At 71.6% G+C, this 12,693-nt stretch carries 10 protein-coding genes and 2 tRNA genes; 4 read left to right on the forward strand and 8 right to left on the reverse strand.

Going from position 1 to position 12,693, the window contains the following annotated elements; genetic code table 11:
- Window positions 1–67: 67 nt before the first annotated feature.
- Window positions 68–1,390: a 4-aminobutyrate--2-oxoglutarate transaminase gene (gene gabT, locus ABIB16_RS00275; RefSeq protein ID WP_127435146.1), complete on the forward strand. Its 1,323-nt coding sequence runs from the start codon at window positions 68–70 to the stop codon at window positions 1,388–1,390.
- Between the two features lie 81 nt (window positions 1,391–1,471).
- Here the strand turns inward: gabT and ABIB16_RS00280 are convergent, their stop codons facing one another.
- On the reverse strand, window positions 1,472–1,783 hold the full coding sequence (locus ABIB16_RS00280; RefSeq protein ID WP_127435145.1) for a hypothetical protein: 312 nt from the start codon (window positions 1,781–1,783) through the stop codon (window positions 1,472–1,474).
- Window positions 1,784–2,094: 311 nt separating this feature from the next.
- Here ABIB16_RS00280 and ABIB16_RS00285 point away from each other — a divergent pair, with 311 nt between their 5' ends.
- Window positions 2,095–3,408: an APC family permease gene (locus tag ABIB16_RS00285; protein ID WP_238692760.1), complete on the forward strand. Its 1,314-nt coding sequence runs from the start codon at window positions 2,095–2,097 to the stop codon at window positions 3,406–3,408.
- A gap of 82 nt (window positions 3,409–3,490) precedes the next feature.
- Here ABIB16_RS00285 and ABIB16_RS00290 read toward each other — a convergent pair whose 3' ends face one another.
- From ABIB16_RS00290 to ABIB16_RS00300, 3 genes are read right to left on the reverse strand one after another with little or no spacing between them, the layout of a single operon-like run.
- Window positions 3,491–4,876 (reverse strand): NAD-dependent succinate-semialdehyde dehydrogenase, encoded by a 1,386-nt coding sequence (locus ABIB16_RS00290; protein WP_354435971.1) that lies wholly within the window; start codon window positions 4,874–4,876, stop codon window positions 3,491–3,493.
- On the reverse strand, window positions 4,873–6,534 hold the full coding sequence (locus ABIB16_RS00295; RefSeq protein ID WP_036316957.1) for an APC family permease: 1,662 nt from the start codon (window positions 6,532–6,534) through the stop codon (window positions 4,873–4,875). Before ABIB16_RS00295 ends, ABIB16_RS00290 begins: the two co-directional genes overlap by 4 nt.
- A gap of 26 nt (window positions 6,535–6,560) precedes the next feature.
- Window positions 6,561–8,093 carry a flavin monoamine oxidase family protein gene (locus ABIB16_RS00300; RefSeq protein ID WP_041103003.1) on the reverse strand — a complete coding sequence of 511 codons (1,533 nt, stop codon included), beginning with the start codon at window positions 8,091–8,093 and terminating at the stop codon, window positions 6,561–6,563.
- A gap of 161 nt (window positions 8,094–8,254) precedes the next feature.
- On the opposite strand from ABIB16_RS00300, the gene ABIB16_RS00305 reads away from it, so the two are divergent.
- Entirely contained in the window at window positions 8,255–8,947 is a 693-nt protein-coding gene (locus tag ABIB16_RS00305) for a TetR/AcrR family transcriptional regulator (RefSeq protein WP_036316951.1), read from the forward strand.
- Between the two features lie 96 nt (window positions 8,948–9,043).
- Here the strand turns inward: ABIB16_RS00305 and ABIB16_RS00310 are convergent, their stop codons facing one another.
- Together ABIB16_RS00310 and ABIB16_RS00315 are read right to left on the reverse strand one after the other, a co-directional pair.
- A complete protein-coding gene (locus ABIB16_RS00310; RefSeq protein WP_256748758.1) occupies window positions 9,044–10,123 on the reverse strand; it encodes a hypothetical protein in 1,080 nt (359 codons plus the stop codon).
- 243 nt (window positions 10,124–10,366) lie between these two features.
- Window positions 10,367–10,442 (reverse strand) — tRNA-Ala (locus tag ABIB16_RS00315).
- A gap of 169 nt (window positions 10,443–10,611) precedes the next feature.
- Here ABIB16_RS00315 and ABIB16_RS00320 point away from each other — a divergent pair.
- Entirely contained in the window at window positions 10,612–11,742 is a 1,131-nt protein-coding gene (locus ABIB16_RS00320) for an oxidoreductase (protein ID WP_135101373.1), read from the forward strand.
- Between the two features lie 86 nt (window positions 11,743–11,828).
- Here the strand turns inward: ABIB16_RS00320 and ABIB16_RS00325 are convergent.
- Window positions 11,829–11,904 (reverse strand) — tRNA-Ala (locus ABIB16_RS00325).
- 121 nt (window positions 11,905–12,025) lie between these two features.
- Window positions 12,026–12,691 (reverse strand): histidine phosphatase family protein, encoded by a 666-nt coding sequence (locus tag ABIB16_RS00330; protein ID WP_036316944.1) that lies wholly within the window; start codon window positions 12,689–12,691, stop codon window positions 12,026–12,028.
- Between the last annotated feature and the right edge of the window lie 2 nt (window positions 12,692–12,693).

A 12,693-nucleotide genomic window follows, 5' to 3' on the forward strand; every position in this document is an offset into this window, starting at 1 on the left:
CGACGCGTCGTTGTCGTGCCCACCCGTCGTCCCCGCTCCCCGTGAGCCGTCCCCAGGAGGCACCCCCATGACCGCCACCCCCGACCTCGAGCAGACCCGCCATCTGGCCACCGAGCTGCCCGGCCCTCGCTCCCGTGAGCTCGCCGAGCGCCAGCAGCGTGCCGTCCCGGCCGGCGTGGCCACCACCATGCCGGTGTACGCGGCCCGCGCCGCGGGCGGCATCCTCGAGGACGTGGACGGCAACCGGCTGATCGACCTGGCCTCCGGCATCGCCGTGACCTCCGTGGGCGCCTCCCACCCGCGCGTCGTGGCCGCCGTCCAGGAGCAGGTCGCGCGGTTCACCCACACCTCGTTCATGATCACGCCCTACGAGGGCTACGTGGCCGTGGCCGAGCAGCTGGACCGCACCAGCCCGATCCCCGGCGAGACCCGCACCGCCCTGTTCAACTCCGGCGCCGAGGCCGTGGAGAACGCCGTCAAGGTGGCCCGCGCCTACACCGGCAAGCAGGCCGTGGCCGCGTTCGACCACGCCTATCACGGCCGCACCACCCTGACGATGGCGCTCACCGCCAAGTCCATGCCCTACAAGCACAGCTTCGGACCGTTCGCCCCCGAGATCTACCGCGTGCCCGGCTCCTACCCGCTGCGCGACGGCCTGTCCGGCGCCGAGGCCGCGCAGCGTGCCATCTCCGCGCTGGAGAAGCAGATCGGCGCCGACAACCTGGCCGCCGTGATCATGGAGCCGGTCCAGGGCGAGGGCGGCTTCATCGTCCCGGCCGAGGGCTTCCTGCCGGCCGTGGTCGAGTGGTGCAAGGCCAACGGCGTCCTGTTCATCGCGGATGAGGTCCAGTCCGGCATCGCCCGCACCGGCACCTGGTTCGCCTCCGAGACCGAGGGCATCGAGCCGGACCTGATGGCGACCGCCAAGGGCATCGCCGGCGGCATGCCGCTCTCCGGCGTCACCGGCCGCGCCGAGGTGATGGACTCCGTGCACCCGGGCGGCCTCGGGGGCACCTACGGGGGCAACCCCGTCGCCACGGCGGCGGCGCTCGCCGTGTTCGAGGCCGTCGAGGAGGGCGGTCTCCTGGAGAAGGCCCGCCGGATCGAGCAGGTCATCCGCGAGCACTTCGAGCAGAACGCCGACGACCGCATCGCCGAGGTCCGCGGCCGCGGCGCGATGATGGCGATCGAGTTCGTGGACCCCGCCACCGGCGAGCCGGACGCGACGCTGACCGCCACCGTGGCCGCGGCCGTGCGCGCCACCGGCGTCATCCTGCTCACGTGCGGCACCTACGGCAACGTCATCCGCTTCCTGCCGCCGCTGACCATCGGTGAGGACCTCCTCAAGGAGGGCCTGAGCGAGGTCACGAAGGCGCTGCGGTCCGCCTGAGCCCCCGCCACCGGCGGACCGACGACGACGGCCCCGCATCCCCGTCCGGGATGCGGGGCCGTCCGCCTGTCGGCAGAGGACTCAGATGTCGTCCTCGTAGGCGGGGCCGCCTTCGTTCTCCATGGCCTCGAGGCGCCGGGACTTCTCGGCGGTGAAGATCCGGCGGACCCCCGTGCCGCCGAACTCGTCCTCCGGGACCAGCCCGACGCCGTACTTCCGCAGGGCCTTCTCCAGACGCAGACGCTCGTCCACCCGCAGGTCGGCCAGCCCCTTCTCGAAGCGGCGCAGCTGCTCCTTCTCGAGGCCGGCCGCGGTGGCCAGGGTGCGGACACTGACCTGGGCGAGAGCGCGGCCGGCACGCGCCACGTCGAAGGTCATCGGGGTGGGGTACATCAGACATTCTCGATTCTGCAGTTCTCGACGGGGATCCGATCCATGATGGCCACGCCCCGGATGAAGGGACAAGGGCGCGCCAGCCTAGAACCCGCTGTGCGGTAGGCACCCAGCCGACGGAGACGACCCTGGCCGACGATCGGGGAGAATATGGCGGTCATCACTCCCCCACCCCCGAGAAAGGGGGCTCCATGAGCCACGTGACCTCTTCCCCGCCCGAGACAGGGCCGGGTCTCAAGAAGACCCTCTCGTCGCTCGACGCCTACGCCATGGGCTTCGGCGCCATGATCGGCTTCGGCTGAGTCGTCCTCGTGGGCGGCTGGCTCAAGAACGCCGGCACCTTGGGCTCGATCATCGCGATCGTCTCCGGCGGCCTGATCATGACCGTCGTCGCGCTGGTGTACGCCGAGCTCGTCGCAGCGATCCCGAAGGCCGGAGGCGAGCATCACTTCCTGCTGCGTGGCATGGGCGCGCGGTGGAGCTTCCTCGGCTCGTGGGGCATCACGGGCGGATACATCTCGATCGTCGCGTTCGAGGCCGTCGCCCTCCCCCGCACCACCGCGTACATCTGGCCCGAGATCGAGTCGATCCCGCTGTGGAACGCCTTCGGCTCGGACGTCTACCTCGTCTGGGCGCTGGTCGGCGCCGGGGCCGCCGTGGTCATCACCTGGATCAACTACATCGGCGTCAAACTGGCCGGCATCGTGCAGACGATCGTCGTCGCCACGCTGCTCGTCATCGGCGCACTCCTGGTGTTCGGGGCCGGAACGGGTGGCTCCGTCGCGAACTTCGAGCCGCTCTTCACGGACGCCCGGGGCCTCTTCACGGTGATGGTCGTCGTGCCGTTCCTCTTCGTGGGCTTCGACGTCATCCCTCAGTCGGCCGAGGAGCTCAACATGCCCCCTCGCCGCATGGGCGTGATGATCATCGTCTCGGTGGCCGCCGCGACCCTCTGGTACATCATGGTGATCCTGACGAACGCGTCCTCGATGCCCCGTGAGCAGCTCGTGAACGCCGACCTCGTGACGGCTGACGCCATGGCGGCCCTGTTCCACAGCCCGGCCATGGCCAACGTGCTGCTCGTGGGCGGCCTGGCCGGCATCCTCACCTCCTGGATCGCCCTGCTCATGGGCGCGGCTCGCCTGCTCTACGCGATGGGCGTCTCGGGCATGCTGCCCCGCTGGTTCGGACACATCCACCCGAAGTACCGGACCCCGTCGAACGCGGTGCTGTTCATCGGCGTGCTCTCCATCGCGGCGCCGTTCTTCGGCGCGGGCGCCCTGGGCTGGTTCGTGGACTCCGGCTCCCCGTCCATCGTGTTCACCTACATGATGGTCTGCGTCGTGTTCCTGCTCCTGCGCCGCCGCGAGCCGGAGATGGACCGCCCCTTCCGCGCGGGCGGCGCGACCGCCGGGCGAGTGCTGGGCGTGACCGGTGTGATCCTCACAGCGGGGCTGCTCAGCCTCTACATCCCGGGGATGCCCGCCTCCATCGCCCCGATGGCCTATGCCTTCTTCGGCCTGTGGTGGCTGCTCGGCTTCGTCTTCCTCTTCCGCATCCCGCGCGGGATAACCCCGGGCGAGGACGCAGAGGAGCGTCTACTGGAACGTCTGGCGCGTCGCTGACCCATCGCTCCCGCCACGCCGGCGGGACGCGGACGGGCCCGCCTCCGGTCACCGGAGGCGGGCCCGTCGTCGTCGTGGGGTGTCAGTCCTGGACGAAGTACATCTGCTTGTTGACGAACTCGTCCATGCCGAGCGGGCCGAGCTCGCGGCCGAAGCCGGAGCGCTTGATGCCGCCGAACGGGATCTCCGCCCCTTCTCCCGCCGGCGTGTTGACGTTGGCCATGCCGACCTCGAGCTGCCGGGCGATCCGCTCGGCCTGAGCCTCGTCCTGGGAGAACACGGCGCCGCCCAGGCCGTACTGGGAGTCGTTGGCGAGAGCGAGCGCCTCGTCCGCGGACTCCACCTTGTAGACGACGGCGACGGGGCCGAAGAGCTCCTCGCGGTAGGCGTCCATCTCGGAGGTGACGCCCGTGATCACGGCCGGGGCGAAGCGGGCGCCCGCCTCGTCCGTGACGGTCCCGCCGACGTGGACGGTCGCGCCCTGCTGACGGGCCCGCTCCACCTGCTCGGCCAGGCCCTCGGCGGCACCGCGCGAGGACAGCGGGGTGAACACCGTCGGGTCCTCGTCGGCGGCCTCCCCGGGCTTCATGGCGTCGGCCAGGGACACCAGCTCGGCCACGAAGGCGTCATGGATGTCCGCCGAGACGATCATGCGCTTGTTGGAGTTGCAGGCCTGGCCCATGTTGTACATGCGGGTCGCCCACGCGGTGCGGGCGGCCTCGGCCGGATCCTCGGCGTCGAGCACGATGTACGGGTCCGACCCGCCGAGCTCGAGGACGGCCTTCTTGAGGTGCTGGCCCGCGAGCGCGCCGATCACGGAGCCGGCCCGCTCGGAGCCGGTCAGGGAGACGCCGGCCACGCGCGGGTCGGCGATGAACTCGGCGATCTGGTCGTGCGTGGCGAACACGTTGGTGTACACGCCGGCCGGCACGCCGGCGTCGTCCATGATCTGCTGCACGGCCAGGGCCGAGCGCGGGCAGATCTCGGCGTGCTTGAGCACGATCGCGTTGCCGAGCATGAGGTTCGGCGCGGCGAAACGGGCGATCTGGTAGTACGGGAAGTTCCACGGCATGACGCCCAGCAGCACACCCAGGGGCAGGTGGCGGATCATGGCGCGGCCGCCCCCGTAGGTCTCCATGGGGCGGTCCGCGGCGAGGGTGGGGCCCTTGTCCGCGAAGTAGCCGAAGATGGCCGAGCTGAACTCCGCCTCCTCGACGCCCTCGGTCACGCGCTTGCCCATCTCGGTGGCGATGATCTGCGCGAGCTCGTCTTTGCGCTCCTCGAAGAGGTCCGCGACCTTCTGCACGATGGTGGCGCGTTCCTCGATGGGGCGGGCGGCCCATGCGCGCTGGGCGGTCTCGGCGGCGGCCAGCACCTGGTCGACCTCACCGTCGGCGAGGGCGGGGAAGGTCTCCACGACCTGGTCGGTGCTGGGGTCCTGCACGCGATAGCCGGTGGGGGTGCTCATGAGTGGGTCCTCTCGTTGGGGTCCCGGACCACGGCAGTGCCGTCGTCGTCCGGACGGATGATCGGGATGGGTCGGGTCGAGTCCGTCTGCGGCAGGGTCTCGCCACGGAAGTAGGCCGGGTGGCGCAGCCGCGTCCACATCATCAGTACCACGCCGATGGCCAGCACGCCCATGCCCAGGATGAACACGGTGCCGACACCGAACACGGAGGAGCCGGAGCCGTAGTCGGGGTCGGTGGAGTCCATCGCGGTCACGCAGAACATCACCAGCAGCACGAGGCCGCCGATCAGCGGGAACAGGAAGGTGGTGAGGGCGTTGCCCACCGAGGTGAACCACTCGCGGCGGAAGTACCAGACGCAGGCCAGGGCGGTGATGCCGTAGTAGAAGCAGATCATCAGGCCCAGAGCGGTGATGGTGTCCCACAGGGCGTTCTCGGAGAGCAGCCGCGTGACGACGTAGAAGAGGCCGGCGAAGCCCGCGCACACCCAGGTCGCGAAGGCCGGGCTGTTGAACCGGGGGCTCAGCTCGGCGAAGCGCGCGGGTACGGCCCGGTAGAAGCCCATCGCCAGCAGGGTGCGGGCCGGGGAGACCATGGTGGACTGCAGGGAGGCCAGGGAGCTGACGAGGATCGCGCTGGACATGATCACGGCAAAGGGGCCCAGGATCGGGCCGGCGAGGACCGCGAAGATCGACTCCTGGTTGTCCGGGTTGCCCGCGCCCAGGCCCTCGGAGCCGATGCCCGCCCAGGAGATCACGGCCAGGGCGGACAGGATGTAGACGGCGATGATGACGAACACGGTGACGGCGGCGGCCCGGCCGGGGGTGCGCTCGGGGTCCTTGGTCTCCTCGTTCATCGTGAGGGTCACGTCCCAGCCCCAGAACAGGAAGATGGACAGGGAGACGCCGGCCGCGACCACACTGAAGTCGCCCGCGGTGAACGGGTTGAACCAGTCCAGCTGCACCGGGGTGGGGTCGAAGCCCGCGCCACGGGAGGACTGCGTCAGGGCGGCGACCGCGAACGCACCGAGGGCCAGGATCTGGAAGGCCACCAGGATGTACTGCAGGTGCTTGGTGGTCTCCATGCCGCGGTGCGAGATCCATCCGGCCAGGGCCAGGTACACCAGGGTCAGGGGGATGTTGACCCACAGGTTGCCGGCCAGGTCCGCGATGGCCTGGCTCCCGGTGATCTGGGCGAGCAGCAGGAACGTGAAGTCGACGGCGACGGCCGCCAGGTTGGACAGCACGATCACGGAGGCGGCGATGAGCCCCCAGCCGCCCATCCACCCGACATACGGCCCGAAGGCGTGCGTGGCCCAGGTGAACGACGTGCCGGAGTCCGGCACCCGCGTGTTCAGCGCCCGGTAGCCGAGGGCCACCAGGAGCATCGGGATGAAGCCGAGCAGCAGGATCGCGGGCACGTGGGTGCCGACGGTGCTGATGGTCGGCCCGAGGCCCGAGGTCAACGTGTAGGCGGGGGCGACGACGGAGACGCCGATCACCACCGCCCCGAGCAGGCCGACCTTGCCGGCCTGGAGCCCCTTGTTGCTCACCCCGCCCGGGTTGAGCAGGTTGACCTGCTCGATGGCGGAGGTGGTCGGGTACACGTGCTCGTGTCCCTCATTGTCGACGACGCGGCGTCGTGGGGTGGATGCGCTCATGAGGATGTCCTTGTCCGTCGGGCCGGTCAGCCGGTGGGCTGCCCCGCGTCGGTGGCTTCCCGCTCGGCGATGGCCAGGGCGGCGGCCTCGCCCATGCGGATCGCGCCGTCCACGTGCTGGTAGCCCTCGGCTGCGATGTCCGAGCACGCGTAGTGGATGGGACCGGTCGGGCGGTTCTGGAGGTGGCCCCAGCGGGAGAGCCCGCCGAGGTCGTAGCTGGTGGCGTAGGCGCCTCGGGTCCACTCCTCGGCGGCCATGTCCGAGAGGAAGAACGCGATCGGCTCGAGGGTCCGGGGGCCGAGGTACTCGGCCATGGCGCCGAGGATCGCGGCCTTGCGCTCCTCCTCCGGCAGGGCCCACATCTGCTCCGCGTACACGTCGGACACGAAGCCGACGAGGGTGCCGTGCGGGTCCTCCTTGCCCGGGGCGCCACCGGCCAGGTTCTCGCCGCGGTTGGTGTTGTCATAGATCTCCTGGACGAGACGGCCCCCACCGAAGCACGTGCCGGACAGGCCCTCCTCGCGCCAGAACGGGGTCTCGTACACGGCGTGCACCTTGATGACCAGGCCCATGGAGATGTGCTGGTGCGCGATCTGCTGCTCGCGCGGCATCGGCGGCTCGAAGGAGATGCGGCTGTAGAGGTTCGGCGGGACGGCCAGGACCGCGTAGCGGGCGTGCACCTCGTAGTCGTCAGTGAGCGCCACGACGTCGCCGGCGGCGCCGTCGTGCGCCACGCCGTTGCGCACGTCTGCGGCCACACCGTTCTTCTCGTCCGCGGTGGACGGGTCCGGCTCGGCCCAGCGCAGGGTGCGCACCGGCTGGCCGAGGACGACGTCGTCGCCCAGCTCGGCGGCCATGGCCAGGGACACGGACTGCATGCCGCCCTCGACGCGCTTGTCCAGGATGAAGTCCTCGTCCACCAGGTTGCGGAACGACCCCGCCGAGGCGGACATGAGCAGCGCCTGGAGCAGGGAGAAGGTGTGGGAGGGCTTGGTCAGCATGCCGGAGGCGATGTAGATGGAGACGTTGTCGATGGCCTCCGGGTCGTCGGACTGCTGCTCCAGCCAGTGCCGGAAGGAGATCTTGTCCAGCTCGGCGGCCCGCGGGTGCTCCCACGGGGCGGCGGCGTCGATCTCGGCGGTCAGTTCGTCGATCTTGGCGATCAGGCGATCCATCTCCCGGTCCGTCTTCTCGGCCACCGGGAAGTCGAGGCCGTCGTAGACGTGGCGTTCTCCGCGCGGGTCCACGTAGACGTTGCGACCGTCGCGGAAGCGGGAGAACGTCGGCAGGCCGAGCTCCTCCACCAGGGAGATGAGGCGGGTCTGGTCCGGGGAGATCCACTGGCCGCCGATCTCGATGAAGTGGTCCTTGCCGTCGGCGCCCTCGACCAGGCCGTTCCAGGTGCGGCCGCCGACGCGCCGGCGAGCCTCCAGGACGGTGACGGACAGGCCCTGGGCCTTCGCGGTGCGGGCGGCCATGAGGCCGGCCGGGCCGGCGCCGATCACGACGACGTCGCTCGTCCGGCGCTCGCGGCCGGCGGTGGCGGGGGCGGTGGTCATGGGGTGCTCCTCTGGCGGGGACGGGGCATCGGGCGGGGCCCGGGTGAATGCCGTTCATTTAGAGTGTCGGCGCTCACTGTACGGGCCGCGCGCCGGGAAGGGAAGGCTGGTCCGTAGCCGGCCTGACACCTCCTGCCCGTCCGACGGGTCAGAATGGCCGGATGGACGAGACCACTGAACCGCCCCGGGCGCGCCGCCACCGCGGACGACCTCTCTCCCCCGCTCTGAGCCGCGAAGCGATCGCGGACGCGGCGCTCGCGGTCGCCCGCACCGAGGGATACGAAGGGCTCACCATGGCGGCGGTCGGCCGTCGCCTGGGCGTGGCGCCGAGCGCGCTCTACAACCACATCAGCGGCAAGCATGAGCTGCTCGTCCTGCTGCAGGACGCCGTGATGGGCGAGGTCTCGCTCGTCGAGCTGGAGGCCGCGATCCGGGGCGAGGTGCCCGTCGTCGCCGCCCTGCGGGCGTGGGCGCGCTCCTACCGCGACGTCTTCGCGGCCCATCCGCCGCTGATCCCGCTCATCGCGACCCTGCCGATCGAGGGAGCCCCGTCGACGCAGCGGGTCTACGAGACGGTGTGCGCGGTGCTGGCCCGGACCGGTCTGGCGCCGGAGCAGGTGCTGGCCCGGGTGATCGCGCTCGAGTCGTTCATCTACGGGTCTGCGTACGACGTCGACGCTCCGGCCGACATCTTCGAGGTGGCGGGGGCGCAGGAGCGCCTGCCCGCGCTTGGCGCGGCCGCCGAGGCCTTCCGGGCGGGCGGGGGCACGCGCGCGACGGGGGCGCGGAACCCCTATGCGGACGCACCCTTCGAGGAGGGACTGGACCTGCTGCTGGCGGGCCTCGGCGACTGACGCGCGGGCTGCCGGCCGCGTGTCATGCCGGCACGGACGCGCCGCCCCTGAGCGTAAGAGGGGCGGCGCGTCGAAGGATCTGTGCGCGGCGGGCTGTCAGTCGGTCAGGCCCAGACGACGGCGGGCCGCGACCTGCACTCCCGCGGCGGCGGCGCCGAGGCCGGCCAGCCACCAGCCGGTGGACTGCCCCGTCTCGACGGTGTCCGGGGTCGTGTGCTGCTCGTCGGCGTCGTCCTCGACCGGAGCGGGCTGTTCCTCCTCGTCCCCCGGAGCCGGGGCGGCCTCGTCGCCCCGGAACGCGGCGAGCGCCGCGGCGGTGTCCGGGTCGGTCAGGTCGAGCGGCTTCCCGTTGAGGACGCCGTCCTCGGCTTCGACGAAGCCGTCGTACGCGGCGGGGATCTCCTCGCCGACATGCACCGTGACGGTCTGGACGTGGGCGACGTGCTCGCTGTAGAAGTCGACGGTGAAGGTGTCCGTGCCGACGAAGCCCTCCTCGGGGATGTACCAGGCACGGAGCTCGGAGTGCTCCGAGTCACGGAACGCGAAGACCTCACCGTGGGCCGGCTCGGTCACCACCTCCGCGTAGGTGTTCTCCATCGTCGGCGCGGCGACCATGTGGAGGATCTCGGCGCCCTCCACCCCGGGTGCCAGCTGCATGGCCGAGTCCCAGACCAGGGGCCGGTCCCCGAGGTGGCCCGTCTGCGGGCCGTCGACGGAGTGCACGGCCGCCCCCTGATCGTCGGCGAGGTCGGCGTCCGCCTGGAGCGTGATGCCCATGTTCAACATCTGCCCGTCGGCCACGACGTCGTACCGCACGAGGCCTTCACCGGCCGCGCCGAGCGCGCGGCGGGTCTCCAGGACGTCCACCGCGCCGCCGTCGATGACGTCCAGGGCGGTGAACTCCACCTCCTGGCCGCCCTCCAGGCGGATGCCGTCCTCGGCCACCGGGGTGAGCGTGAGCGTGAGGTCCTCCGGGTCGTAGCCGTCGTAGGTCTGGAAGAAGGCGGCGGTGACGTTCTCGTGGTCGACGGCCTGGAAGTAGCCGGCCTGGGGGCCATGGGCGTCGTCCCAGGCCGCGGCGGGGCCGGCGAGGGCGACGGTGGTGATGAGGCCGGCGGCGGCGACGGCGGCGGGCAGGTGACGGAGGGAGGGACGACGGGTACGGATGACGGACATGGCAGATCCTCACTGAGTCGGCCGGACAGGGGTGGCGGTCCCCGCCTCTGCAGCACCGGTGGTCCGGGCTCCACGGGTGGAGACGCCTCGAGTCTGTCCGCCGAGAGCCTGCCGTGAAAGGGCTGTGCGACGTCGATGCGTGATCGACGCTGGACCGCAACCCGGTCGTGACCGGCGGGTCTCGACGGCGAGCTGGCCGTTACGACGACGAAGGCCCGGTCCGTATGGACCGGGCCTTCTGCCTGGTGGAGGTAAGGGGATTCGAACCCCTGACCTTCTGCATGCCATGCAGACGCGCTACCAACTGCGCCATACCCCCAGGTGGGTGATGCCCCCGTTTCCGGCGGACCGGCCGGAGCACCTGAATAGAATACCCGGCCCGCGGCAACCGCGCAAACCGGCCGAGCGGCGTCGATGGACCGCCGCGGCCCCACGGCCTAGCGTGCAGGGGACGCCCCCATGCCCGCCGCCAGACCAGGAGGTCCTGCATGCCCCCCACCGACGCACCGATCCGCACCGCCCTGATCGGCTACGGGTTCGCCGGGAAGACGTTCCACGTCCCCCTGCTCCACGCCACGGAGGGACTCGCTCTCACCCATGTCGTCTCGAGCCGCCCGGACGCGGTGCACGCGGACCTGCCGGACGTCGTCGTGGTGCCTGACGTGGACAAGCTCCTGGCTCGCCACGACGTGGACCTCGTGGTGATCGCCGCCCCGAACGACCAACACGCGCCGCTCGCGCGCACGGCCCTGAGGGCGGGTAGGCACGTGGTGGTGGACAAGCCCTTCACGCTGAGTCTCGCCGAGGCGCGGGAGCTTCGCGACCTCGCGGTCGAGACCGGGCGGGTGCTGCGGGTGTTCCAGAACCGCCGCTTCGACAGCGACTTCCTGGGCATCGCCGAGCTGGTCCGCTCCGGCCGGCTCGGGGACGTCGTCCACCTCGAGTCCCGGATCGACCGCTTCCGCCCGACCGTCCGGGACCGCTGGCGGGAAGCCGCGGTGCCCGGGGGCGGCATCTGGTTCGACCTCGGACCGCACCTGGTCGACCAGGCGCTCCTGCTCTTCGGTGTCCCCGAACGCGTAGACGCCGACCTCGCGGCCCTGCGTCCGGGCGCCCCGGTCGAGGACTGGGCGCACTGCGTGCTGCAGTACCCGGGCCGGCGCGTGGTCCTGCAGGCGTCGATGCTCGTGGCCGGCGGCAGCCCGCGCTTCGCGGTCCACGGCACGCGTGGCTCCGCGGTGAAGGAACTGCCGGATCGGCAGGAGGTTCAGCTGCGCGCTGGTCTGCTCCCCGGCGCCGAGGGCTGGGGCGTCGATCCGGACCCGATCCTCCTGCACGACGGGGAGGGGAACACCGAGCGCGTCCCCGCGCCGATCGGAGCCCAGCAGCGGTCCTACGCGGGCGTGCGCGACGCGATCCTGGGCCGCGCGAGCAGCGACGCCGCCACCCCCGACCAGGCCGTCGCCGTGATGGCGGTGCTCGAGGCCGCCGTCGCCTCGGCGCGGGAGGGCCGTGCGGTGGAACCCGCACTCACGGCGGCGGAGCGCGCAGCGTACCCCGGCGTGTCCCCCGCACCGACCGCGGCGGAGCGACATCACCGCAGTGCAGAACCGCGGTGATGTCGCGGGGCGGCGGTCGCCTCCCGGCCCCGCACGGGAGTCCGACGACGACGAAGGCCCGGTCCGTACGGACCGGGCCTCCTGACTGGTGGAGGTAAGGGGATTCGAACCCCTGACCTTCTGCATGCCATGCAGACGCGCTACCAACTGCGCCATACCCCCAGATGTGGGCGTCGCCCGCGATGTTCACGCGCCGTTTCCGGCCCGTTCGCCTCGCTGGCAACTCGACCAGCGTACACGGTCCCCGCGCGGGCACCAAATCGGCGTCCGGGCCGAGGCGCCCTCAGATGTTGTAGCCCTCGAAGGTCCAGTCGCCCCAGCCCTCGGCCCCGGTGTCGGCAGTGAACGCGCCCTGCAGCACGGCGGCGCGAGCGTTGCCGATCCGTTCCATCGCCGCGAAGGCCTCGCCCTCGTGACGCAGGAGCAGCCCCGTGGCCGCGCGGATCAGCGCACCGTGGGCCACGACGAGCAGAGTCTGGGCACCACCGTCGCGCGGAGTGTCTGCCCAGTGCGGGGGCACGTGTCCGCGCAGCGCACGCAGGGCCCGCTCGCCGCCCCCGCGCAGGGTCTCCCCGCCCACGGGGCCGGCGTCGAGAGCCGGCTCGGGCCGCCAGAGGCGGTGCTCGTCCGGCCAGCGTTCCGCGATGGAACTGAGCTCCAGGCCCTCCCACTCTCCCCCGGCCAGCTCCATCAGCTCCGGGTCGACGGCCACGGACGCCGCGCCCACCCGGGCTTGGAGGACGATCTCGGCCGTGCGCCGCGCCCGGGCCAGCGGGGAGCACACGGCCACGAGCTCCTCCGCGTCCTCGATCAGGTCGCCCACGGGCCCGCCGGCGGCGCGACGCGCCTGGCCCTCCCCCTCGGCGTTCAGCTCGATGTCCGTGTGCCCCTGGTACCGGTCCAGGGCGTTCCAGTCGGTCTCGCCGTGTCGCAGCAGGATCAGGCGCATCT

Origin of the sequence: Micrococcus sp. UYEF5, from assembly GCF_040546065.1 — a bacterium.
Classification (GTDB): Bacteria; Actinomycetota; Actinomycetes; order Actinomycetales; family Micrococcaceae; genus Micrococcus; species Micrococcus luteus.

What these genes read in the sequence shown, in the direction of transcription:
- ABIB16_RS00310 (WP_256748758.1), bottom strand. Translation starts at nt 10,123, where the DNA reads ATGTCCGTCATCCGTACCCGTCGTCCCTCCCTCCGTCACCTGCCCGCC.
- ABIB16_RS00330 (WP_036316944.1), bottom strand. Translation starts at nt 12,691, where the DNA reads ATGCGCCTGATCCTGCTGCGACACGGCGAGACCGACTGGAACGCCCTG.
- ABIB16_RS00300 (WP_041103003.1), bottom strand. Translation starts at nt 8,093, where the DNA reads ATGACCACCGCCCCCGCCACCGCCGGCCGCGAGCGCCGGACGAGCGAC.
- gabT (WP_127435146.1), top strand. Translation starts at nt 68, where the DNA reads ATGACCGCCACCCCCGACCTCGAGCAGACCCGCCATCTGGCCACCGAG.
- ABIB16_RS00290 (WP_354435971.1), bottom strand. Translation starts at nt 4,876, where the DNA reads ATGAGCACCCCCACCGGCTATCGCGTGCAGGACCCCAGCACCGACCAG.
- ABIB16_RS00320 (WP_135101373.1), top strand. Translation starts at nt 10,612, where the DNA reads ATGCCCCCCACCGACGCACCGATCCGCACCGCCCTGATCGGCTACGGG.
- ABIB16_RS00280 (WP_127435145.1), bottom strand. Translation starts at nt 1,783, where the DNA reads ATGTACCCCACCCCGATGACCTTCGACGTGGCGCGTGCCGGCCGCGCT.
- ABIB16_RS00305 (WP_036316951.1), top strand. Translation starts at nt 8,255, where the DNA reads ATGGACGAGACCACTGAACCGCCCCGGGCGCGCCGCCACCGCGGACGA.
- ABIB16_RS00295 (WP_036316957.1), bottom strand. Translation starts at nt 6,534, where the DNA reads ATGAGCGCATCCACCCCACGACGCCGCGTCGTCGACAATGAGGGACAC.